This is a genomic window from Amycolatopsis sp. NPDC023774, assembly GCF_040639695.1.
Taxonomy (GTDB): Bacteria; Actinomycetota; Actinomycetes; order Mycobacteriales; family Pseudonocardiaceae; genus Amycolatopsis.
Map to the genome: position 1 here is coordinate 132,177 of NZ_JBFAAJ010000017.1, position 20,742 is coordinate 152,918.

The 20,742-nt window shown below is 72.3% G+C and carries 24 protein-coding genes and 1 pseudogene; 7 read left to right on the forward strand and 18 right to left on the reverse strand.

The features are described 5' to 3' along the window. Positions 1 to 49: 49 nt before the first annotated feature. Complete coding sequence (locus AB0F91_RS29570; RefSeq protein ID WP_360602639.1) at positions 50 to 343, reverse strand: cytochrome P450; 294 nt, start codon at positions 341 to 343, stop codon at positions 50 to 52. Between the two features lie 17 nt (positions 344 to 360). On the opposite strand from AB0F91_RS29570, the gene AB0F91_RS29575 reads away from it, so the two are divergent. Beyond that, positions 361 to 720: a hypothetical protein gene (locus tag AB0F91_RS29575; protein ID WP_360602641.1), complete on the forward strand. Its 360-nt coding sequence runs from the start codon at positions 361 to 363 to the stop codon at positions 718 to 720. A 70-nt stretch (positions 721 to 790) separates the two neighbouring features. Here AB0F91_RS29575 and AB0F91_RS29580 read toward each other — a convergent pair whose 3' ends face one another. Then, entirely contained in the window at positions 791 to 982 is a 192-nt protein-coding gene (locus tag AB0F91_RS29580; protein WP_360602643.1) for a hypothetical protein, read from the reverse strand. A 128-nt stretch (positions 983 to 1,110) separates the two neighbouring features. Continuing rightward, positions 1,111 to 2,136: a bifunctional oligoribonuclease/PAP phosphatase NrnA gene (locus tag AB0F91_RS29585; RefSeq protein ID WP_360602645.1), complete on the reverse strand. Its 1,026-nt coding sequence runs from the start codon at positions 2,134 to 2,136 to the stop codon at positions 1,111 to 1,113. Between the two features lie 25 nt (positions 2,137 to 2,161). On the opposite strand from AB0F91_RS29585, the gene AB0F91_RS29590 reads away from it, so the two are divergent. After that, a complete protein-coding gene (locus tag AB0F91_RS29590) occupies positions 2,162 to 3,205 on the forward strand; it encodes an SAM-dependent methyltransferase (protein ID WP_360602647.1) in 1,044 nt (347 codons plus the stop codon). A gap of 13 nt (positions 3,206 to 3,218) precedes the next feature. Here the strand turns inward: AB0F91_RS29590 and AB0F91_RS29595 are convergent, their stop codons facing one another. Together AB0F91_RS29595 and AB0F91_RS29600 are read right to left on the reverse strand one after the other, a co-directional pair. Then, positions 3,219 to 3,587 (reverse strand): amidohydrolase family protein, encoded by a 369-nt coding sequence (locus tag AB0F91_RS29595; RefSeq protein ID WP_360602649.1) that lies wholly within the window; start codon positions 3,585 to 3,587, stop codon positions 3,219 to 3,221. A 166-nt stretch (positions 3,588 to 3,753) separates the two neighbouring features. Then, positions 3,754 to 4,191: pseudogene (locus tag AB0F91_RS29600) on the reverse strand (amidohydrolase family protein); the annotation flags it as partial. Between the two features lie 74 nt (positions 4,192 to 4,265). On the opposite strand from AB0F91_RS29600, the gene AB0F91_RS29605 reads away from it, so the two are divergent. Then, complete coding sequence (locus AB0F91_RS29605) at positions 4,266 to 4,742, forward strand: MarR family transcriptional regulator (RefSeq protein WP_360602761.1); 477 nt, start codon at positions 4,266 to 4,268, stop codon at positions 4,740 to 4,742. A gap of 179 nt (positions 4,743 to 4,921) precedes the next feature. Here AB0F91_RS29605 and rbfA read toward each other — a convergent pair whose 3' ends face one another. The 6 genes from rbfA to rimP all read right to left on the reverse strand — a co-directional run bounded on the left by rbfA (position 4,922) and on the right by rimP (position 10,916). Continuing rightward, positions 4,922 to 5,398: a 30S ribosome-binding factor RbfA gene (gene rbfA / locus AB0F91_RS29610; protein ID WP_360602651.1), complete on the reverse strand. Its 477-nt coding sequence runs from the start codon at positions 5,396 to 5,398 to the stop codon at positions 4,922 to 4,924. Positions 5,399 to 5,430: 32 nt separating this feature from the next. Continuing rightward, positions 5,431 to 5,724, reverse strand: a complete 294-nt coding sequence (locus tag AB0F91_RS29615) for a DUF503 domain-containing protein (RefSeq protein WP_220242307.1) — start codon at positions 5,722 to 5,724, stop codon at positions 5,431 to 5,433. 69 nt (positions 5,725 to 5,793) lie between these two features. After that, the gene (infB, locus tag AB0F91_RS29620; RefSeq protein WP_360602763.1) at positions 5,794 to 8,829 is read right to left on the reverse strand and encodes a translation initiation factor IF-2; all 3,036 of its coding nucleotides are present in this window, start codon (positions 8,827 to 8,829) and stop codon (positions 5,794 to 5,796) included. Between the two features lie 121 nt (positions 8,830 to 8,950). After that, on the reverse strand, positions 8,951 to 9,328 hold the full coding sequence (locus AB0F91_RS29625) for a YlxR family protein (RefSeq protein WP_360602653.1): 378 nt from the start codon (positions 9,326 to 9,328) through the stop codon (positions 8,951 to 8,953). Continuing rightward, complete coding sequence (gene nusA / locus AB0F91_RS29630; protein ID WP_360602655.1) at positions 9,325 to 10,371, reverse strand: transcription termination factor NusA; 1,047 nt, start codon at positions 10,369 to 10,371, stop codon at positions 9,325 to 9,327. The genes AB0F91_RS29625 and nusA overlap by 4 nt, the downstream gene beginning before the upstream one ends. Next, the gene (rimP, locus tag AB0F91_RS29635; RefSeq protein WP_360602657.1) at positions 10,368 to 10,916 is read right to left on the reverse strand and encodes a ribosome maturation factor RimP; all 549 of its coding nucleotides are present in this window, start codon (positions 10,914 to 10,916) and stop codon (positions 10,368 to 10,370) included. Before rimP ends, nusA begins: the two co-directional genes overlap by 4 nt. 134 nt (positions 10,917 to 11,050) lie before the next feature. Here rimP and AB0F91_RS29640 point away from each other — a divergent pair, with 134 nt between their 5' ends. Beyond that, the gene (locus AB0F91_RS29640) at positions 11,051 to 11,968 is read left to right on the forward strand and encodes a ferritin-like domain-containing protein (RefSeq protein WP_360602765.1); all 918 of its coding nucleotides are present in this window, start codon (positions 11,051 to 11,053) and stop codon (positions 11,966 to 11,968) included. Positions 11,969 to 12,040: 72 nt separating this feature from the next. On the opposite strand, the gene AB0F91_RS29645 is transcribed toward AB0F91_RS29640, so the two are convergent. The 5 genes from AB0F91_RS29645 to AB0F91_RS29665 all read right to left on the reverse strand — a co-directional run bounded on the left by AB0F91_RS29645 (position 12,041) and on the right by AB0F91_RS29665 (position 17,041). Next, positions 12,041 to 12,712, reverse strand: a complete 672-nt coding sequence (locus AB0F91_RS29645; RefSeq protein WP_360602659.1) for a hypothetical protein — start codon at positions 12,710 to 12,712, stop codon at positions 12,041 to 12,043. A gap of 34 nt (positions 12,713 to 12,746) precedes the next feature. Further along, a complete protein-coding gene (locus AB0F91_RS29650; RefSeq protein WP_360602661.1) occupies positions 12,747 to 13,760 on the reverse strand; it encodes an aminotransferase class V-fold PLP-dependent enzyme in 1,014 nt (337 codons plus the stop codon). A gap of 319 nt (positions 13,761 to 14,079) precedes the next feature. Then, entirely contained in the window at positions 14,080 to 14,856 is a 777-nt protein-coding gene (locus AB0F91_RS29655; RefSeq protein ID WP_360602663.1) for an isocitrate lyase/phosphoenolpyruvate mutase family protein, read from the reverse strand. Positions 14,857 to 14,963: 107 nt separating this feature from the next. After that, positions 14,964 to 15,578 carry a GPP34 family phosphoprotein gene (locus AB0F91_RS29660; protein ID WP_360602665.1) on the reverse strand — a complete coding sequence of 205 codons (615 nt, stop codon included), beginning with the start codon at positions 15,576 to 15,578 and terminating at the stop codon, positions 14,964 to 14,966. Then, the gene (locus AB0F91_RS29665; RefSeq protein ID WP_360602667.1) at positions 15,575 to 17,041 is read right to left on the reverse strand and encodes a glycosyltransferase family 39 protein; all 1,467 of its coding nucleotides are present in this window, start codon (positions 17,039 to 17,041) and stop codon (positions 15,575 to 15,577) included. The genes AB0F91_RS29660 and AB0F91_RS29665 overlap by 4 nt, the downstream gene beginning before the upstream one ends. A gap of 157 nt (positions 17,042 to 17,198) precedes the next feature. Between AB0F91_RS29665 and AB0F91_RS29670 the strand changes: the two genes are divergently transcribed. Continuing rightward, entirely contained in the window at positions 17,199 to 18,410 is a 1,212-nt protein-coding gene (locus AB0F91_RS29670) for a histidine kinase (protein WP_360602669.1), read from the forward strand. Further along, positions 18,407 to 19,057, forward strand: coding sequence for a response regulator transcription factor (locus AB0F91_RS29675; protein ID WP_360602671.1), 651 nt, complete (start codon positions 18,407 to 18,409; stop codon positions 19,055 to 19,057). Before AB0F91_RS29670 ends, AB0F91_RS29675 begins: the two co-directional genes overlap by 4 nt. 106 nt (positions 19,058 to 19,163) lie before the next feature. On the opposite strand, the gene AB0F91_RS29680 is transcribed toward AB0F91_RS29675, so the two are convergent. Next, a complete protein-coding gene (locus tag AB0F91_RS29680; RefSeq protein WP_360602673.1) occupies positions 19,164 to 19,535 on the reverse strand; it encodes a helix-turn-helix domain-containing protein in 372 nt (123 codons plus the stop codon). 129 nt (positions 19,536 to 19,664) lie between these two features. Next, complete coding sequence (locus AB0F91_RS29685) at positions 19,665 to 20,099, reverse strand: SRPBCC family protein (RefSeq protein ID WP_360602675.1); 435 nt, start codon at positions 20,097 to 20,099, stop codon at positions 19,665 to 19,667. A gap of 50 nt (positions 20,100 to 20,149) precedes the next feature. On the opposite strand from AB0F91_RS29685, the gene AB0F91_RS29690 reads away from it, so the two are divergent. Then, positions 20,150 to 20,707 carry a TetR/AcrR family transcriptional regulator gene (locus AB0F91_RS29690; protein ID WP_360602677.1) on the forward strand — a complete coding sequence of 186 codons (558 nt, stop codon included), beginning with the start codon at positions 20,150 to 20,152 and terminating at the stop codon, positions 20,705 to 20,707. Positions 20,708 to 20,742: the final 35 nt, after the last annotated feature.

Here is a 20,742-nt window from a genome sequence, read left to right on the forward strand (position 1 = left end):
GGGGAGCGTAACGACCGCCGCCGACATTCCGGACGTCCAGCGGGCAGGATCACCGGCCGGGTGGCCGGCCCGCCGCTGCGGAACGACGTGCGCCGCACCGGGACCGTCGGCGGGTAGCGGCGCAGCAGGGCGTCGAAGCCGAGCTCCAGCTCGAGGCGGGCCAGGGGTGCGCCGAGGCAGAAATGGGGCCGTGGTCGACGGTGAGGTGCGGGTTGTCCGGACGATCGGCGTCGAAGGCGTCCGGGTCTTCGAACACCGTGCGGTCGCGATGGGTGGAGGCGAGCGCGAGCACGACGGCGTCGCCGGCCGGGATGGCGGTGTCGCCGAATTCGAGGTTCCGCAAGGGAAAGCGGCGGCGGCGTGGCGCACGATCTCGTCTACAAAGGACACCACTGGCGCCGGGCGCGTGAGCAGCTCGTGCGGGCCGTTGCCCAGCACCACGTTCTCGTACCCCGCGAGCAGCGGCAGGATCGCGGTGTTGAGCAGCTCGTCGCCGGTGAGCTGCGGGGCGACGGCGCTGAGCAGGTCCTCCCCCGGCTCCGCGCGCTCGGCCGCGATGAGCTCGGTGACGAACGCGTACCGCGACCGCATGGCGTGGCGCACGACCTCGGCGCCCGTCGGCATCAGGACGGCGTCGGTCCAGGCGCGGACGACGGTGACGTCGGCGCGGCGACGCCGAGCAGCACGCAGGTCACCGCGATCGGCACCGGCACGGCGTAGCCGGCCACCAGAACGGCCTCGGGTCGGAGCGCGTCGGCGAGATCCTGCGCGATGCGCGTGACCGCCGGCCTCAGCAACTCGACTTGACGTGGCGTGGCGTGAAGGCGCGCCCCCGCAGCCGGCGCAGGCAGGCGTGCACAGGGGCGTCGGCGTTGAGCGGGCTCTTGTCGAGCGCCGGCGCCACCGCAAGGCCGCGGTAGCCGCCCGACGAGTGCGTCTCGTGCGGCGAGAACCGGGAGTCGTCGAGGCCGACCTTGACCACGGCGTAGCGCGTGACCAGTCAGATCGGTGCGCCGTCGGGCGACTTCGCGCGGTGCACGAGGCCGGCGGCGCGCAGCCGGGCGTACGCGCGCCGGGCCGGCCAGGAACTCCTCGTCGAACCTGACGGGTTCATCCGCTGCGGTCCCCGAGCAGCGGCGCCCGTCCCAGCGCGTCCCGCAGCCGCGCCAGCACGTCGTCCGACGTGCCCTCCATCGTGCAGCCCGCGGCCATCCGGTGTCCGCCACCGCCGAACTCCGAGGCCACCGCCGAGACGTCGACCCGGCCCGCGGACCGCAGTGAGACCGTCCACACGGAACCCCGGGAGGCGGGCGCGAACTCCTTCAGCACCCCCGCGACACCGGCTTCGCGCGTCGCGCGAACCACGTCGATCACCGACTCCACCTCTTCCGGCCGCACGCTCGCGGCCACGGCCGAGCGCACCACCGCGTGCACGAACCCGAAGCCCTGCGCGGCATCCGGCTCCAGCTCCGCTTCGGACAGCACCGCCGAGAGCATCGGCAGCCACGCGAACGGGTGGTCGTCCACGATCCGGCGCGCGACCTCCGTCGGGTCGACGCCGGCCTCCAGCAGGCGCGCGGCGATCCGGTGCGTTTCGGGGCGGGCACGGCGGAAACCACTGGTGTCCGTGACGATCCCCGCGTACAGGCAGCGCGCGGCCGGCTCGTCCAGCTCGACGCCCATGGCCTCGATGATCTGCGCGACGAGCACCGCCGTCGCCTCTGTGGCTTCGTCGACCACGTGGTGCGTGCCGTAGAACGCGTTGGTGGCGTGGTGGTCGACCACCAGCACGGCGCCACCGGCGGCGCGGACGACGTCGACGCGCCCGGCGAGCCGGCCCAGCCGCGCCGGCACCGGGGTGTCGAGCGCGACCAGCAACTGCTCCGACGCGGGCAGGTCGTCGGGGCGGGTCAGGAGCCCGTCGACGTCGAGCCAGGTCAGGGTCTCGGGGGCTTCGTCGGGCTCGCCGAAGGACACGCGCACGCGGGCGCCGCGCTGGTGCAGCACGTGGCCGAGGGCCAGTGCGCTGCCGAGTGCGTCGGCGTCCGGGCGCACGTGGCCCAGCAGCGTCACGTCGGTGGCCCCGGCGACCAGGGCGGCGGCGGCTTCGATGTCCTGCGCCAAAGTAGCTGTCACAGTGCGTCACGCTACGCTTTGCGGGATGCCTGAGTACGCGATCCTCGTTCACCCGTCCGCCAACCGGGTCTACGCCGCCTCGTCGCCAGCGCTTCTGCGGGCCGAGCTGGCGGTGTTCGGCGCGACCGGGCTTTCCGCCGAGCTGTCGGAGGCCGAGGAGGTGGAGCTCGGCGGCGTGGGCTACGTCAAGTTCGCGACGCCGGTGCCGCTGACCGAGCCGGACGTCGCGCTGCTGTCCAACCTGTCCTCGCTCTACGCCCTGTTCGAGCTCGGCGACGGCGTGCTGCGCCCCGTCCTGGTGCGGCCGCTGGCGAAGACGGACTCGGATCTGCTGACGATCCAGAAGTACGCGGGCAAGACCAATGAGCAGTTCACGAAGCTGCTGCTCAACGTCACCCTGCTCGCCACCGCCGACCCGACCGGGTGGCTCGAGCGCCCCCGAACGTTGCTCGACCCGCTGTGCGGGCGCGGCACCACGCTCAACCAGGCCGTGATGTACGGCTTCGACGCCACCGGCCTCGATGTGGACGGCAAGGACTTCGAGGCCTACGAGCAGTTCCTCAAGACCTGGCTGCGTACCAAGCGCGTGAAGCACACCGCCGACTCCGGCCAGCTGCGGCGCAACAAGGTCCGCCTCGGGCGCCGCCTCGACGTCGAGTACGCGTTCGACAAGGACGACTACAAGGGCGGCCAGACGCGCCGGCTCACCTACTTCAACGCCGACACCCTCACCACCGACGAGTTGCTGCGCGCCAACTCCGTGGACGTGATCGTGACCGACGCCCCGTACGGGGTGCAGCACGGCAGCCACCGCACGCAGGACGCCGGCCTCGCGCGCAGCCCGCGCGACCTGCTGGCGGCAGCCGTTCCTGTGTGGACGCGAGTGCTCCGCCCGGGCGGGGCGCTCGGGATCTCCTGGAACCTCAACGTTCTCCCGCGCGAGGAGCTCGTCGCGGTGCTCGCGCGGGCCGGCCTCGACGTGCGCGAAGGCGGGCCGTACGAGGAGTTCGCCCACCGCGTGGACCAGGCGATCGAGCGCGACCTCGTAGTGGCGGCGAAGCCCGCGTGACCGTCCTTTGCGGTCAGAGCCCGAGGAGCTTGCGCGCGTTGCCTTCCGCGATCTTCTCGTGCACCTCGCGGTCGAGGGCGAGCGCGTCGAACCATGCGGCGGCCTCGGCCATCGACTCGAACGGGTAGTCCGCGGAGAACAGCACGCGGTCGGCCCCGACCTCGTCGATCGTGAACAGCAGCTCGGGCGTGGCGAAGTTGCCGCTCGTGGTGACGTGGAAGTTCTCGCGCAGGTAGTCGCGTAAGGGTTTGCGCGCGGGGATGCCCGCGGGCTTGACTTCGAGCCGGTGGTCGGTGCGCCAGATGTTGAACGGCAGCAGTTCCCCCAGGTGCCCGAGAATCACCTGCACGCCCGGGTGCTCGTCGAACAGACCGCCGGCCATGAGCCGCAACGCGTGCGTGCCGGTTTTCGATCGAGAAACTCCACGCCGAGCAGTAGAGCCACGGGTGGCCTTCGAGCATCCGGCTGTCCCGCGGCAGCGGATCGCGCGGGTGCAGGTACACCGGCACGCCCAGATCTTCGACGGCCGCCCAGAACGGCCGGTACCGCGGCTCGTCCAGGTAGGCGATCCGGTCACCGTCCACTTCGGAGAACCCGTTCACCAGCGCGCCCTTGAACCCCAGCTCGGTCACCGCGCGGCGCAGCTCGACGACGGCTTCTTCAGGGTCCGGCAACGGAAGCGCGGCGAACGCGGCGAAGCGATCCGGCCTCAGCTTCACGTGCCGCGCGGCGACGTCGTTGGCACGACGGGCCCAGTCCACGGCCTGCGCGCGGTCGGGCAGGCCCTGGATTCCGGGTGCCAGCAGGGAAAGCACGACGATTTCGATGCCGGCCTCGTCCATCAGCCTCAGGCGCTCGTCCTGCACGTCCAGCAACTGGCGACGGTGCGGCGGCCACGTCTGTTCGGTGAAGTGCTCGCGCGACTGTTCGACGATGTCGGGGTCGGCGGTGCCGAAGTGCTCTTCGAGGGCGATCTTGCGGACCATGCTGCGTCTCCTCCCGGTTCGTGGACAAACATAGCATGCTATTGACTTCGGTGATCTAATCTTTCCGAGTGACCATGCCCTCCGGGTCTTCCGAGCCCGCCGACACCGACGTCGACCGCTTCGCCGACGCCTGCAACGCGCTCTACTCGGCCATGCGCACCAACCGCGCCCGCCTCGACGCGCAGGCCGCGGCCGCCTCCGCGCTCAGTGACTCGCAGGCCCAGCTCGTGACTCCCCTGGCCCGTCTCGGCGCCATGACCATCGGCGAGCTCGCGTGGGAGGCGAAGCTCGCCCAGCCCACCGTCACGCGGTCGGTGAAGGCGCTGGAGTCCGCCGGTCTCGTCCGCCGCACCCCGCACGCCCACGACGACCGCCGTGTCGTCGTCGACCTCACCGATCGCGGCCGCGCCCACTGGGACCGCGCCCGCACCCGCCTGCGCGACAACCAGCGCGCGGCGTGGGGCCTGCTGCCGGCCGAGCTGCGACCCCAGGCGCTGGAGCTGCTGAACGCGCTGACCGACGCCGTGACCGCCACTCGGCCGGCGGACTGACCGGACAAAAAACCGCCGGCCCCGAACGTCGTGCGTTCAGGGCCGGCGGCCTGGTGGTCGGGGCAGCCGCGGGCGGCGTAGCCAGCGGGGCGGAGCGCCCGGAGGAGGTGGCGACGAACGACGCGGCGCCACCGAACAGCGCGCCGCGTCGTGGGACGTCGGGGATCCTCCGGAGCGGTTCAGCCTCGGGTCTCCTCTTCGGCTTCGGCGAGGTCGTCCTCGTCTTCGCGCGGGGCCTTGTACGGGTCCGCGTCGCCGGCGTGCTGGGCGCCCGTGGCCCGGCGGGCCACCTCGGCGTCGGCCTCGCGGGCCTTGGCGAGCAGTTCTTCGATACGGCGCGCGTCGTCGGGGATGCTGTCGGCGACGAAAGTGAGGGTCGGGGTGTAGCGGACCCCGGTGCCCTGCCCGACCTTGGTGCGCAGGACGCCCCGGGCGGACTCCAGGGCCGCCGCGGCGCCCGCGAAGTCCGGCGCCGAGTCGAGGCTCTCGCCCAGCACCGTGTAGTACACCGTGGCGTCGTGCAGGTCCGCGGTGATCTTCGTGTCCGTGATGGTCACGGCACCGAGCCGCGGATCCTTGACGTCGTGCTCGATCGCCGACGCCACGATCTGCGAGATCCGCTTGGCGAGCTTGCGAGCCCGAGCAGGATCGGCCATGGGAGGTGTCTCCTTCTGAAATGTTCTCCGGTCTAGTCGTCCGGACCCAGCAGCCGGCGGTGTGCCGACAGCAGCACGAACTCCGGTCGCGAGGCCACGAACCGCTCGCACGAGTCGAGCACGTCCCGGACGTGTTCGCCACCCGCGGCGACCACGGCGACCCCGATGAGGGCTCGCCGATGCAGGTCGAGGTGCCCGGCTTCGGACACCGAGACGGCGAAGCGCTTGCGCACCTCCGCCACCACCGGCTTGATCACGGATCGCTTCTGCTTCAACGAGTGAATGTCGTCGAGCAGGATGTCGAGCTCGAGAGCTCCGACGTACATAGGCAGTGAAGTTGTGCCGCGAGGCACGGTCTGGGGTGCGCCGTGAGCAGCGCACCCCAGACCGGTCACTCACGCACGGGGCTTCTCCCGCTGTTCATAGGTCTCGATCACGTCGTCGACCTTGATGTCACTGTACGAACCCAGCGTCAGACCGCATTCGTACCCTTCACGGACCTCGACCACGTCCTCCTTGAACCGCCGCAGCGAGCTGACGGGCAGGTTCTCGGCCACGACGGTGCCGTCGCGGAGCAGGCGCGCCTTGGCGTTGCGCCGGATCTCGCCGGACATGACCAGGCAACCCGCGATCGTGCCGATCTTGGAGGACTTGAAGACCTCGCGAACCTCCGCGCGGCCCAGCTCGACCTCTTCGTACTCCGGCTTGAGCATGCCCTTCAGGGCCTGCTCGATCTCGTCGATCGCCTGGTAGATGACCGTGTAGTACCGGACGTCGACGCCCTCGCGGGTGGCCCGCTCGGTCGCCTTGCCCTGTGCTCGGACGTTGAACCCGAGCACGATCGCGTCGGACGCGGTCGCCAGGTCGATGTCCGACTCGGTCACGCCACCGACACCGCGGTGCACCACGTTCAGCTCGACGTCGTCGCCGACGTCCAGCTGCAGCAGTGCCGCCTCGAGCGCCTCGACGGTACCCGAGTTGTCGCCCTTGATGATCAGATTGAGGCTGCTCGTCTCCTTCAAGGCGGAGTCGAGGTCCTCGAGGCTGACCCGCTTGCGGCGCGACGCGTTGAGCGCGTTGCGGGTGCGAGCGGAGCGGCGCTCGGCGATCTGCCGGGCGACGCGGTCCTCGTCGACCACCAGGAAGGTGTCGCCCGCGCCCGGTACCGAGGTGAACCCGATGACCTGGACGGGGCGCGAGGGCAGCGCCTCGGTGACGTCCACGTTGTGCTCGTCCACCATGCGGCGGACGCGGCCGTAGGCGTCGCCCGCGACGACGGAGTCGCCGACGCGCAGCGTGCCTCGCTGCACCAGCACCGTGGCCACCGGGCCGCGGCCGCGGTCGAGGTGCGCCTCGATCGCGACACCCTGGGCCTCCATGTCCGGGTTGGCCCGGAGGTCCAGTGCGGCGTCCGCGGTCAGCAGGATCGCCTCGAGCAGCCCGTCGATGTTGATGTTCTCCCGCGCGGAGATGTCCACGAACATCGTGTCGCCGCCGTACTCCTCGGCGACCAGGTTGTACTCGGTGAGCTGCTGGCGGATCTTCTGCGGGTTGGCGCCTTCCTTGTCGATCTTGTTGACCGCGACCACGATCGGCGCCTTGGCGGCCTGCGCGTGGTTGATCGCCTCGACCGTCTGCGGCATGACCCCGTCGTCGGCGGCCACCACGATCACCGCGATGTCCGTCGAGTTCGCACCACGGGCACGCATGGCGGTGAACGCCTCGTGACCCGGGGTGTCGATGAAGGTGATCAGCCGCGGCGTGCCCTCGAGCTCGGTCTCGATCTGGTAGGCGCCGATGTGCTGGGTGATGCCACCGGCTTCACTCTCGCGCACCTTCGTCTTCCGGATCGTGTCCAGCAGGCGGGTCTTACCGTGGTCGACGTGACCCATGATGGTCACGACCGGCGGCCGGACCTGCAGGTCCTCCTCGCCACCCTCGTCCTCACCGTAGGTGATGTCGAAGGTCTCGAGGAGCTCGCGGTCCTCCTCCTCGGGGCTGACGACCTGAACGTTGTAGTTCATCTCGCCGCCGAGCAGTTCCAGGATGTCGTCGGACACCGACTGCGTCGCCGTGACCATCTCGCCGAGGTGGAAGAGCACCTGCACCAGCGAAGCCGGGTTGGCGTCGATCTTCTCGGCGAAGTCGGTCAGCGAGGCACCACGCGGCAGCCGGATCGTCTCGCCACTGCCCTTGGGCAGGCGGACGCCGCCGACGCTGGGCGCCTGCATGTTGTCCATGTACTCCTGGCGCTTCTGCCGCTTCGACTTGCGGCCCTTGCGCGAGGGACCACCGGGACGCCCGAAGGCACCCGCGGTACCGCCACGGCCACCGGGGCCGCCACGACCGCCGCCGCCACCGCGGAAGCCACCGCCACCGCCGGCAGGAGCACCGGTGCCGCCACCAGGACGGAAGCCGCCACCGCCGCCACCGCCACCGGGACCGCCGCGGAAGCCACCGCCACCGCCGCCGCCACCGGGACGGAAACCGCCGCCACCGCCGCCGCCGGGACGACCGCCGCCACCGGGGCCGCCACGAGCGCCACCGCCGGGACCGCCACGAGCGCCACCGCCCGGGCCGGCCGGCCGCGGAGTGCGGCCCGGCATCATGCCGGGGTTCGGCCGCGGGGGCATGTTGCCCGGGCTCGGCCGGTTGCCACCGGCGCCACCGCCGGGACGCGGCGCGGGCCGGTCACCGCCGCCACCGGCACCGCCGGGACGCGGCGGACGGTTGTCGCCACCCTGACCCGGACCGGGGCGCTGGGCCGGCGGACGCGGGGCCGGGGCGCCGGAACCGACGCCGAACGGGTTGTTGCCGACGCGCGGGGTGCGCGGGCCGGGCTTGGGACCGCCGGGCTTGGGGCCCTGCGGCTTCGGCGGCACGACCGAGCCGGACGAAGAGGACGCAGCGGCGTCCTGCTTCGGTGCGGGCTTCGGTGCCGCGGTGCTGCCACCGGACGGCTCGGCCTTGGCCGCGGGGGCCTGCACCTGGGGCTGCGGCTGCGCCGGAGCCGGAGTCGCCGGACGCGGGCCGGGACGCGGGCCGGGTCCCGGACGGCTGCCCGGGGTGGCCGGACGCGGGCCGGACTGCTGCGGAGCGGCGGGCGGAGCGGCCTTGGCCGCCGGCGCCTGCTGCTGGGTCGGCTGCGGAGCGGGCGTGGCCGCGGGCCGGGGGGCCTGCGGAGCGGGCGCGGCAGCGTTCGAGTTGCCCGAATTGGCGGCGGGCGGCGTGGGCCGCGGGCCGGGCGTCGGGCCGGACTTCTTCCCGCCCTTGGCGGGGTACGCGTCACGCAGGCGGCGGGCGACGGGCGCCTCGACCGTGGATGACGCGGACTTGACGAACTCGCCCTGCTCCTTGAGCTTGGCGAGAACTTCCTTGCTGGTGATGCCGAGCTCTTTCGCGAGCTCGTGTACACGGGCCTTGCCTGGCACAGCTCTCCTCATCTAGGGGAGGCCAGGCGGTGAAGAGACCCGCTGACCTCGTCCTTATTGTCGCGCGTTCATGGCGTCGGCTTCACGGCTGACTCATGACGGGTCGACCTGCTTCCTTGTTTCACTGCGGTTCCGGGTGAGTCCCGGAACCGATCTCCGTAGTGGGCGCCGCGAATGCCGCATGCTCGCGCAGCTCCGCGGCGTCGAGCGTGCCCTGGGCTCGAAGTGCCCGGGGGAATGCCCGCTTCCGCTCGGCCTTGGCCAGACAACCCGGTGTGGGGTGCAGCCACGCGCCCCGCCCCGGCAACCGCCGACGTTCGTCGACGACCAGCCGTCCGGCCACCGCGACCACTCGCAGCAGCTCACCGATCAGGACCCGCTGCCGGCAACCGACACACGTGCGAACCGGGAAGTGCCGGTGGCGCTGGAGGTCGGTCGTGTCGCCACATCCCCGCGGCGGACCCTGAACCAATGATGAGTCTAGCGCTTCGACCTTCACTCAGCCGAACCGGTTGTCGCGGCGGGCCGCGCCTGTCCGGCGTGGTCTTGATCACCCACCGGATCGGCGGGTGCGGCGTCGCTGCGGATGTCGATGCGCCAGCCCGTGAGCCGGGCCGCGAGCCGCGCGTTCTGGCCCTCCTTGCCGATGGCGAGGGAGAGCTGGAAATCGGGCACGACGACGCGGGCCGTCTTCGCCCGCTCGTCCACGACACGCACCGAAACAACCTTCGCCGGGGACAATGCATTCCCCACGAAGCGGGCCGGATCCTCCGAGTAGTCGATGATGTCGATCTTCTCGCCGGCCAGCTCGCTCATCACGTTGCGCACGCGCGCGCCCATCGGGCCGATGCAGGCGCCCTTGGCGTTCACCCCGGGCACGGTGGAGCGCACCGCGATCTTGGTGCGGTGTCCCGATTCGCGCGCCACGGCGGCGATCTCGACCGTGCCGTCGGCGATCTCGGGCACCTCGAGCGCGAAGAGCTTGCGCACCAGGTTCGGGTGCGTGCGCGAAAGCATGATCTGCGGCCCGCGGTTGCTTCGGGAGACGCCGACCACGAACGCCTTGAGGCGCGTGCCGTGCTCGTAGGACTCCCCCGCGACCTGCTCGCCCGAGGGCAGGATCCCCTCCGTGTCGCCGACCTGGACCACGACCATGCCGCGGGCGTTGGCGCGCGCGTCGCGCTGCACCACGCCGGCCACGATCTCGCCCTCCTTGGCGGAGAACTCGCCGAAGGTCTTCTCGTGCTCGGCGTCGCGCAGCCGCTGCAGGATGACCTGGCGGGCGGTCGTCGCGGCGATCCGGCCGAAGCCCTCCGGCGTGTCGTCCCACTCCTCGTCGACCTCGCCCTCGGGGGTGAGGGTGTGCGCGAGGACGCGGACGAGGCCGGTCTTCTTGTCGATGTCGATGCGCGCGTGGGGCTGGTGCCCCTCGGTGTGCTTGTAGGCGGTGAGCAGGGCCGTCTCGATGGCCTCGATCACCGTGTCGAAGGGGATGTCCTTGTCCCGTTCGATCGCCCGCAGCGCGGCGATGTCCACGTTCACTTCGGCTCCTCCTTCGCTTCGGTCTGGCCGGCAGGGGCGCTGCTCTTGCCGGACGCGTCTTCTTCCAACAGTTTGAGCTCGTCGGCGGGTGGCTGCTTGAACTCGATCTCCACCACGGCCTTCGCCACCGACTTGTAGTGCACTTCCTTCAGCCTGCCCTCGACGAGCACGGTCACGCGCTCCTCGCCGGCGTGGCCCACCCGCGCGACGAACTCCGCGCCCTCCGCGGGCGTGATGCGGACCAGGCGGAACTTCGCGCGGCGCCAGTGACGCGGCTGCGCGAGCGGCCGGTCCAGCCCCGGCGAGGTGACCTCGAGGGTGTAGGCGCTCGCGAGCACATGCTCGTTCTCGTCGAGCGCCGCCGACACCTTGCGGCTGATCTCGGCGACCTCGTCCAGCCCGACCCCGTCGTCGGAGTCGACGACGACCTTGACCAGCTGCTTGCGGCCGGCCTGCTGCACCTCGAACGAGTCGAGGTCGAAACCCGCGGCGGTGACGGCTTCGGCCACTATCGGCTGAAGCCGGCTGGCGAGTTCGTTGGGCACGTGGAGCACTCCTGTTCGGCCGAGGTGACGCGGGCGGGTCACGACAGTGGTCGGTGGTGGACCAGCTTATCCTGCGCCCCCGCGAGGACGCGCGAGCGGCGGTGCCGGTGCCGGGCCTGGCAGGATGGGCCGACGTGACCGCAAGACCGACCGACCTTTCCCGGCGCGGCGTTCTGCGCCTGGGCGCCGTCGCCACTTTGGCCCTCCCGCTGGCGGCCTGTTCCGGGGGGTACGACGAGAGCCCCGACCCGCTCGCCCCCCTGCTGTCCGCCGCCGACGCGGACGCCGCCGCGGCCAGAGCCCTCGGCGGCGCGGTCGCCGGGCAGGTCGCCGACGCGCGCGCCGCCCAGGCCGCCGCCCTGAAACCCGAGGTGGACCGGCTGAACCGGCCGAAGCCGGCCACGCCGCCCCCGGCCGCGCCCGCCGACCTGGGCGCGTTCAAGGAGCGCCTGGCGACGGCCCGCAAGCAGGCCGAGGACCTCGTGCCCACACTCCCGGCCTACCGCGCAGGCCTGGTCGCGGGCGTCGCGGCGGGCTGCGCGAGCCTGCAACGGCTCGCCTCCACCATCGGGCCCGGCGAGGACGCCCAGGCCGTGGTCGCTCCCGCCGGCACCGCCGTGTCCGACGCCGTCGACCCCCTGCAGAAGGCGCTCGCCTCGGAGCACGCCGCGCTGTGGGTGTACGGGCTGGTCACGGCCTTCCTGCCCGGCGAGTTCGGCGACGCCCTGAAGGCCGGGCGCGCCGAGCACACTGCGCGCCGCGACGTCGTCACCCAGATGATCGAGGCCGCGGGCGGCACGCCGGTGGCCCCGGAAGCGGCGTATGTGCCGCCGAAGCCGGTCGACGACACCGCTTCGGCCGCCGCGCTGGTGGCGAGCGCCGAGGAGGACTCGGCGGCCGCGTGGCTCGGCGTCGTGACCCACACCGACGACGCGGGGCTGCGGAAGATGGCTTTGCAGGCGTTGATCGCCGCGGCCCGGCGGGGCACGCCGTGGCGCCAGGAGGCGAACGAGAAGCCGACGGCGCTGGCGATGCCGGGTCAGCCGGCATGAGCGTGCTCCGGCTGTGAAAAAAGGGCCGTTCCCGGTGTCTTCCGGGAACGGCCCTTCGCTTTGCCGGAGGGGTCAGTGCAGGTCGGCGCCGAGATCCAGCGCGCTGGTGGCGATGCGCTTGAGCAGCACGTCGTCGCGGTGCTTGGCGTAGAAGTCGGCCAGGACGATGGTGACGTCGGTGCCCGTGACCTGGGACTCGTACTCCGCCTGGTCACCGCTCACCTTGGGTGCGCCCGCGGCCTTGTACGTGCCGTCGCGCACCAAGTCGCTCACGTTGCCGGTGCCGTCCCGGTCGGTCAGGGCCTTGAGCTGCGCGGCCTGCGCCGCGGTCGGCATGCTGACCTTGACGACGGAGACGAGCGCCTTCGCGTCCCCGTATTCGACCGTGTAGAGCCCGCGCGCGAGCGCCGAGCACGGGTTGACCTGGAAGAACTTCTTGGTGTCGTCGTAGGCCTTCGCCGCGCAGTCAGTGGACTTGTTCGGGCCTTCCACCAGCTGGTAGTCGAAGGAGTTTGTCTTCACCGGCTCCTGCGCCACCGGTTCGGGCGTGCTGTCGTGCCGGATGAGGAACCAGACCAGCCCAGCCACGACGGCGATCACGACGAGCCCCGCGCCGCGCAGCAGCAGCGTCTTGGTGTCCCGCGGCGGGGTTCGGCCGCCACCGGGCGGCGAACCGGGCTGCGCGGGCACCGCAGCGAGCGGTGCGGTGTCCGAGGGACCGGGGGTGTAGGGGGGACCGACCACGGGCACATACCGTAGTTCACCGCGCTGAGCGCCTTCAGCCGAATGCGGTGAGAAGGCGTTTGACGTCGTCAGGGGTGTTGTAGAGGTGGAACCCGACGCGGACGCGTCCGGCGCGTTCGCTCGCGACGAGGCCCGCCGCGGCGAGCCGTTCGGGGTCCGCGTCCAACGACACGATGGCGGTGCCGCGCGCGGGGAGCTCCAAGGCGGCGAGCAGGGAGTCTGCGAGGGCGACGTTGTGGTCGCGGACCGCGGTGAGGTCGAGGCCGGCGACGTACTCCAGCGCCTCCGCCGCGCCGGTGTGGGCGAGCCAGACCGGGGAGAGGTCGAACGCGCGGGCGTCGCGGGCCAGGCGCAGGGGTAGTCCGTAGACGGTGGTCCAGGGGTCGTCACCCGCGTACCACCCGGCGGCGACCGGCCGCGTGCGCTCGTGGGCGCGCGGGTGCACGGCCAGCCAAGCGCACCCACGCGGTGAGAACAGCCACTTGTAGCCCGCGCACACCACCCAGTCGGCCCACGCCACGTCGAGCGGCAACCAGCCGGCGGCCTGCGTCACGTCGAGCAGCACGGCCGCGCCCCCGGCTTCGGCGGCTTCGTGCAGGCTCTCGGTGTCCAGGACGGTGCCGTCGGCGGACTGCACCAGGCTGACCGCCACGAGGTCGTGGCCCCCGACGTGCTCGGCCAGCTCCGCCGGCGGCCGCTCGGTCACTTCCAGGTCGGGCCGCGCGGCGAACGGGAAGGTGACACTCGTGAAGTCTCCGGCCGCGGTGAGGACGCGCGCCCCGTCCGGCAGGCCGAGCGCGACGTTGGCGATCAGCTGGGACACGGACGCGCCGATGGCCACCCGGTCCGCCGCCACGCCGGCCAGCCGCGCGAAGGCGCGGCGCGAGCGCGCCACGGCCTCGTCGAACCCACCCGGCAGGTCCGCGCCGACCCGCCAGCGCTGCACGGCCGCCGCCACCGCGCCCGCGACCGGCTCCGGCGGGATCCCGATGCTCGGCGTGTTGAGATACCCGGCGGGAACAGCGAACTCGGCTCCGAAGGCGCGCATGCCCTCGACGCTACTGAACCGGCGGCGGCAATTCGGCGACGTCGGCACAGGAGGGCGAAGGCAGCGGCACCCGAGGCGCACCTGCCGGCAGTGCCGCTGAGCCGCTGGAGGGCCGCCCGCCACGTCGGTCCGGAAGGGGCCCGCCTGCGGGGAAACTCCCCAAGCGCTACCGAACCTGCACCACGGCGGAGCACGGCGGAGCCCGCGACAGCCGCGCCCAAGCGCGCAAACCCCCAACCCACCCGAGCAGGGCTGCCCGCCGCACCGCCGCGGTAGCGCGCAGGAGGCGCCGTCCCCAGCGAACCGCGCATCACCCGCGCTACAGGGCCGGAGGCAGCAACCCGGCCACCTCGGCGTAGGACGGCGGAGGCAGTGGCAGCGCAGTCCCTTCGCGGGCGGCGTCCACGGTCGCCAAGGCGGCGGCCAGCGCGACGCGGTAGGGCGTCGAACCCAGGCTCACCCTCGCCACCCCCAGCTCGGCGAGGCCGGCCAGTGTGACGCGACCGGGCAGGAACAGGACGTTGAGCGGCAGGTCCACCGCCGCCACCACCTCCGCGACCTCGCCCGGGTCGGCGAGGCCCGGCACGAACACCCCGTCGGCGCCGGCGTCGCGGTAGGCGCGGGCCCGTTCGGCCGCGAGCGAAACCGGGCCGGCGCCGAGCCAGTGGGTGTCGGTGCGGGCGTTCAGGAAAACGCCGGGCGACGAAGAGCGGACGGCCGCGATCACAACGCTCTGGACCTCCGCCGGCGCCAGGGTGCCGTCGGCGCGGCCGTCTTCGAGGTTCACGCCCACAGCGCCCGCGTCGGCGAGTTCCGCGACCAGGTCGGCGACCTCGGCCGGGTCCGCGCTGAAGCCGTCGGCGATGTCCACGCTCACCAGCACGTCCAGCGGCGCCAGCGCGCGGGCCAGCGCCACCGTCGCCGCGCGCGACGCGGGGGCGCCGTCGGCCAGGCCCGCGGCGGCCGACACGCCGAGGCTCGTCGTGCCGACTGCCGGGTGCCCCGCGGCGGCGAGCGCGGCCGCGAAGCCGAACTCCCACACATTGGGCAGCAGCAACGGTTTTCCGGGCACGTGCAGGGCGGCGAACGAAGTCATGCCCGCAACCTACGCGCGCGACACTTCGGTGGCAGCCGAACCAATCCACCCGCGGCACCGAGGCCACTGAACTGAGCGCTCACCCGCCGGAACCGGCCGCCGCCCACTCAGCTGCCGCCCGCCATGATCGCCGCCCGGCGAGCGCGGAGCAGTCCGCGCAGCTCGGGCACCGCCGAGCCCGCGACCTCGTCCAGCTCCGCGAGGCGTTCGGCGTGGCGACGGGACGAGCGGCGGGTGAACCCCACCTGGGCCGCCGCGGCGAGAGCGGCCAGCGCGGCGGCGCGAGTGTCCACTCCGGACAACGGCCCGCGCAGTGCACGGTCCACAGTGGCGCGTGCGTCGTCGGCAGGCGACCGATCGGCCAGGCGCAGCACCTTCCGACGCAACACCGGCATGACGTGCGAACGCAGGATTCCCGCGGCGGCGAGCTGCAGCTCCAGGGAGTGGAGGGTGTCGGCCGAGTCGCGGCGCAGCAGGCGTCGCAAGCGGGTCGGACCCTCGTCGGCGAGGCCGGTGAGCAGGTCGTCGAGCAGCAGGTCGCCGGTAGGGCCGCGGCCGGTTGCCGAGACCCGGCCGTGGCTGACCGTCAGGCGGCCGCGCAGCAGCAGGTCGGTGACGGCGGAAGCGCGCACGAGGAGCGCGACATGGCTGCGTCTGCGGATGCGGCCCTTGCCCGGGTCGCACGCGAGCAGGTAGGCCTGAGCGGCCAGCGAGGGTGTCATTGCCGTTTCACCCCCGGCCAGATCCGGTCCCACGACTGTGTCCTTCCGGTGTAGAGCCACACGAGTCCCGGTACGACCTCGGTCACCGACGCGAAGTAGGGCTTGAGCAGCGTCGGGTCGAAGCCGGTGAAAAGCACGTCCCGCGCCTGGTCCGGTGGCCGGCCGAAGTACCAGTAGCCACGGTGTCCACTGTAGACGTCGGTGATCCCGTACCGCGGGCCGTAGTACTCGACGGCCGCGGCGAACGGGTAGATCTCCGCGTACACCGCCGTCTGCGCCTTCACCCCGGGTGGCAGCGACGAGTACGTCCGCCCGACGACGTCGGCGACCTGCTCCTGCGAAGTCTCGCCGCCCGCGAACACCGTGCCGAGCGAGAACGGCCCGAACGACGTCGCCGTGACCGACGCCGGCCACACCGGCAGCGCGGCGACGGTGACGGCGGCCGACAGCCCGAACGCGATCCCCACGGGGATCCGCCACCAGCGCACCAGGTCGCGCCGGCTCAGCTCAGTGGCCGCGGCCGCGAACGGCAGCGCGTAGAGGCTCATCAGGTAGTACGAGCGGCCGTGCGTCAGCACCACCACGACGGTGACCAGCAGCAACGCCAAAGCGAGATAGCGGTACGGCCGCAGCTGCGGCGAGCGGAACAGGCGCCACACACCGTAGAGCAGGGCCAGCACGCCGACGCCCATGCCCGCGCCGAGCAGCCCGTCGCGCGCGAAGGCGAAGTAGCCGGGGAACTCGGCGGCGACGACGTCGGCCATGTGCGCGTACGGCCAGTCGTGCGTGGCCTGCCAGACGATCGCGGGGATCGTGGCGACCACCGCGATCAGCGCGCCCAGCCACAGTTTCGGGCGGCTCAGCAAGCGCCGGGGGCCGAGGATCGCCGCCGACACGAGTACGGCCGCCCACAGCGCGGGGATCAGGAACTTGACCTCCAGCGACACCGCCGTGATCACACCGGCCCCCATGAGCAGGCCGTCGCGGCGCGTGCGCGTCCAGCGGACCAGCAGGAAGACGACAACCGTCCACAGGAGCGGGTCCAGCGCGTAGGTGGCGACCCAGTGGCTGAGGACCACCAGGTTGGACGTGGCGTACAGCCCGGCCGCCATCAGCTGCGCCGGCCGACGGCCGCTCAGTTCACGGGCGATCAACGCGGTGACCGCCACGCCGGCGCCGACCGCGAGCGCCATCGGCAGCCGGAACGCGAGCAGCGAACCGGGGAACAGGTGGTCGATCGTGCCCGCCAGCAGCGGGACGAGCGGTGGCTGGTCGAAATACCCCCAGGCCGGATGATCTCGACCAGCCACCAGGAAGTAGAGCTCGTCGAACCCGTGGGCGTAGCGCACGCTCGTGAGCACGAGCAGCGCCGCCGCCGCCACCGCCACGGCGAGCACCGGCGGCCGGGCAAACGGGGCGATCTCCCCCTTACCGGTCTCGCGGTTCGTCCTGAGCCTCGTCATGGTCCGAGTCCACCGCGCCGGCCCGGGCCGGCGTAACGGTGATCGGTAGCCGGCGCGGGCGACGAACGTTGCCCCGCGCGCAACTTTGGTTGCGGGTCCTTCCCCGTCCGGTGCGAATCCGCCGCGCCGGTCCGGACCAGCCGTTACCGTGACGGGCGTGAGCGAAGTGCGGCGTGGATCCTGGCCCCGGCGAGCCGAGATGGGCTGGTTGCTGGCCGCGGCGCTCGTGTTCGCCGGGCTCGACTTCGCCTTGCACTGGGCGGGGCCGACGAACGGTGCCTTCGGGCCGTACGCCGGGCTGGTGCTTCGGCTCGTGTGCGATTTTTCGCTGCTGGCGGTGTTCCGCTTCCCCGACGCGGTGGCCGGGGTGCTCGTGGTGGCGTCGCTGGCGATGCTGGCATCGGACCTGTTCTGGCCCGGGCTGCTGGTCCCCGTGCACCAGCCGAGCCTGATGACCGTGCCCACCATCACGCCGGTGGTGCTGAGCCAGCTCCCGCGCGTGATGGACCGGCGGCGGCTGCTGTGGATCGGGGGTGTGCTGGCGGTGCTGGCGACGCGGCCGTGGGATCCCGCCTGGAACACGACGCCGTTCGGGCTGCTGAGCACCGCGTTGCCCGTGGCGGTGGCGCTGTACTTCGAGGCGCGCCGGCAGCTGCTGCGTTCGCTGCGGGACCGGGCCGAGCGCGCCGAACGCGAGCAGCACCTGCTCGCGGAGCGGGCCCGCGCCGAGGAACGGCGGCGGCTCGCGGGCGAGATGCACGACGTGGTGACCCACCGGTTGAGCCTGATGGTGCTGCACGCGGGCGCGCTCGGCGTGGTGTCGACGGACCCGTCCGTGCGCTCGGCGGCCGAGGACATCCGCCGAGAGGGCGCGCACGCGCTCGACGAGCTGCGCGATCTGGTGGGCGTGCTGCGCGACGGTTCGAGCATCGAGCCCCCGGCCGCTTCGCCGGCCCCGGTCGCTTCGCCGGCGGACCTCGTGGCCGAGTCGGTGGCCGTCGGCCTGGCCACGGAGCTTTCGGTGAGCGGGGACCCGGACCAGGTGTCGCCGACGGTGGCGCGCACGGCGTACCGCGTGGTGCAAGAGGCGCTGACGAACGTCCGCAAGCACGCGCCGGGTTCGTCGGCTGCCGTATCGCTGCGGTACCACTCGGGTGGTCTCGACGTGTGCGTCACCAACACCCGCGGGTGCCTGCCGCCCGACCCGACGCTCGCCGGCAGCGGCTCGGGCGCCGGGCTGAGCGGGCTCCGGCAGCGCGTCGAGCTCGTCGGCGGACAGCTCGAGTCCGGCCCCGAGCGCGGCGGCGGGTTCCGCGTCGGTGCGATACTTCCCCCCTACGTCCCGACGACGGAAGGTGCTCCCCGGTGATCACGGTGGTCGTTGCCGACGACGAGCCGATGGTCTGCGCGCACCTGCGCACGATCCTGGGTTCGGCCGACGACCTTTCGGTGGTCGCTTCGGCTCGCGACGGTGCCGAAGCGGTCGAGGCCGTCGTCCGGTACCGCCCCGACGTGGTGCTCATGGACCTGCGTATGCCGGGCGTCGACGGTCTCACGGCGATCGCCCGCATCGTCGCGCTGCCGGACCCACCCGCGGTCGTCGCACTGACCACCTTCGACGCCGACACGTACGTCATCCGGGCACTGCGGGCGGGCGCAGCGGGTTTCCTCGTGAAGTCCACGCCGCCCGAAGACCTCATCGGCCTCGTCCGCGTCGCCGCCGACGGCCACACCGTCTTGTCCCCCTCCGCGGCCCGCCGCCTCGTCGCGCTGTCGGCCGACGGCCACGCCCGCACCGACGCGGCTCGGCGCCGCGTCGGCGCCCTCACCGATCGCGAACGCGACGTCCTCACGGCCCTCGGCGAGGGACTGTCCAATGCGGACATCGCCGCCCGCCTGCACCTCGCGGAGGCGACGGTGAAGAGCTATGTGTCGCGGATGCTGGTGAAGCTGGAGTGCGCGAACCGGACGCAGGCGGGGTTGCTGGCGCATGAGGCCGGGTTGGTGAGCCGCTGACCGGCAAGGTCGGCGCGCTCCAGAACCCCGCGACCCGTTCCACATCGACGCAGTCGACGGTCACTCCGGCCCATCGGTTTGGCATGCCGTCGGCACCCTGTGGTGCTCAAGCCGAAGCCGGCGCGTGCTCCGCGTCGAACGCCGCTCGGGCGGCGGTCACCTGGGTCATGTGGTGGCGGGCCCAGCGGTCGAGCATGTCGAGGGGTTCGGCCAGGTCACGGCCCAGCGGCGTGAGCTCGTATTCCACCCGGGGCGGGATGACGGGGTAGGCGGTGCGCGTGAGGATGCCGTCGCGGACGAGGCTGCGGAGGGTTTGCGTCAGGACCTTCTGAGAGATTCCTTCGACGCGTTTGCCGATCTGGGTGAAGCGCAGCGGTCCGTCGCGGAGGGAACCGACGATGAGGACGGTCCACTGGTCGCCGATGCGGTCGAGGAGCTGACGGGTCGGGCAGTCGCGGTCATAAGGGTTTCCCAGCACCACAGGCCTCCTTGAAGTCACTCTCCCCGAGAGAGTAACACCCCTGGACGCCACCGCAGCCCGACCTGGACGACCCCAGGACACCGCCGCACCCCCAGCGCGGCGCTGCCCGACCCCGAGCGGCGGAACCTACCGGGCGACCCGCGACGTCTCCGCCGCCAAACCCGCCACCACCCGGCCGATGAACCGCCTCAGCACCAGCCGGTAGAACCACCCCGTCCCCGGCACCTTGCCCGTGAACGACGAGTGCCAGTGGATCTCCGTGCCACCGTCGACCGGAGTCAGGTCGACGTACGCGCGGTAGTCGCCAAGGGGCAGGCCACTGCGCAGGGCGTAGCCGAACCGGCGGTCGGGAACCAGTTCGATCACCTCCTCGCACGAGCGCGTGCGCCCGGTGCGGAACACGCGCAGCGCGCCCAGCCCCTCGCGTTCCGAAGCGCCCGCGCGGGCCAGCTCGAACGAGCCCAGCGGCGACCAAACGGGCCAGCTTTCGCCGTCGCGCAGCAACGCGTAGACCGTCGCCGGGTCGGCCGACGTGCGGGCCCGGACCGAAATTCGTTGCATCAGGCCTCCTCGGACTACCTGTACCAGGTGGTACATGTACCATCTGGTACATGACGGAGGCAAGGGTCAGGCTCCTCGACGCGGCCGTCGAGCACATCGCGCGAAACGGGGCGGAGCACAGCCTCCGCACACTCGCGACGGCGCTCGGCACGAGCCACCGGATGCTCATCTACCACTTCGGCTCCAAGGAAGGCCTGCTCACGGAGGTCGCGCGCGAGGTGGAACGCCGGCAGCGCACCGTGCTCACCGATCTCGACCCGACCCTGCCGCCGGACAAGCTGGCGCGTGTGTTCTGGCGCCGGCTCACCGACGAAGCGCTGCGCCACAACGAAAAGCTCTTCTTCCAGCTCTACGGCCAAGCCCTCGGCGGCGCGCCCGGCACGGCGGAGTTCCTCGACGGCGTGATCGACGACTGGCTCGCCCCCGTCGAGGCGCTGCTCGAACGGCTCGGCGTGCCCGAGCGGCACCGCGCGGCGCAGGCCCGGCTTGGTCTCGCGGTGGCGCGCGGACTGCTGCTCGATCTCGTCACCACGGGTGACCGGGAAGCCGTCGACGCTGCGATGGAACGCTTCCTGACCCTGCAGAACGCCGGTTTCTTGCAGACTTGACCCTTGACTTGACGTTTTCCTGCATCCACGATGCA

Coding starts and splice junctions, on each gene's coding strand:
- AB0F91_RS29650 (WP_360602661.1), bottom strand. CDS start 13,760: ATGCGCGCCTTCGGAGCCGAGTTCGCTGTTCCCGCCGGGTATCTCAAC.
- AB0F91_RS29590 (WP_360602647.1), top strand. CDS start 2,162: ATGCCTGAGTACGCGATCCTCGTTCACCCGTCCGCCAACCGGGTCTAC.
- AB0F91_RS29690 (WP_360602677.1), top strand. CDS start 20,150: ATGACGGAGGCAAGGGTCAGGCTCCTCGACGCGGCCGTCGAGCACATC.
- AB0F91_RS29665 (WP_360602667.1), bottom strand. CDS start 17,041: ATGACGAGGCTCAGGACGAACCGCGAGACCGGTAAGGGGGAGATCGCC.
- AB0F91_RS29660 (WP_360602665.1), bottom strand. CDS start 15,578: ATGACACCCTCGCTGGCCGCTCAGGCCTACCTGCTCGCGTGCGACCCG.
- AB0F91_RS29605 (WP_360602761.1), top strand. CDS start 4,266: ATGCCCTCCGGGTCTTCCGAGCCCGCCGACACCGACGTCGACCGCTTC.
- AB0F91_RS29615 (WP_220242307.1), bottom strand. CDS start 5,724: ATGTACGTCGGAGCTCTCGAGCTCGACATCCTGCTCGACGACATTCAC.
- AB0F91_RS29595 (WP_360602649.1), bottom strand. CDS start 3,587: ATGGCCGGCGGTCTGTTCGACGAGCACCCGGGCGTGCAGGTGATTCTC.
- rbfA (WP_360602651.1), bottom strand. CDS start 5,398: ATGGCCGATCCTGCTCGGGCTCGCAAGCTCGCCAAGCGGATCTCGCAG.
- AB0F91_RS29685 (WP_360602675.1), bottom strand. CDS start 20,099: ATGCAACGAATTTCGGTCCGGGCCCGCACGTCGGCCGACCCGGCGACG.
- AB0F91_RS29655 (WP_360602663.1), bottom strand. CDS start 14,856: ATGACTTCGTTCGCCGCCCTGCACGTGCCCGGAAAACCGTTGCTGCTG.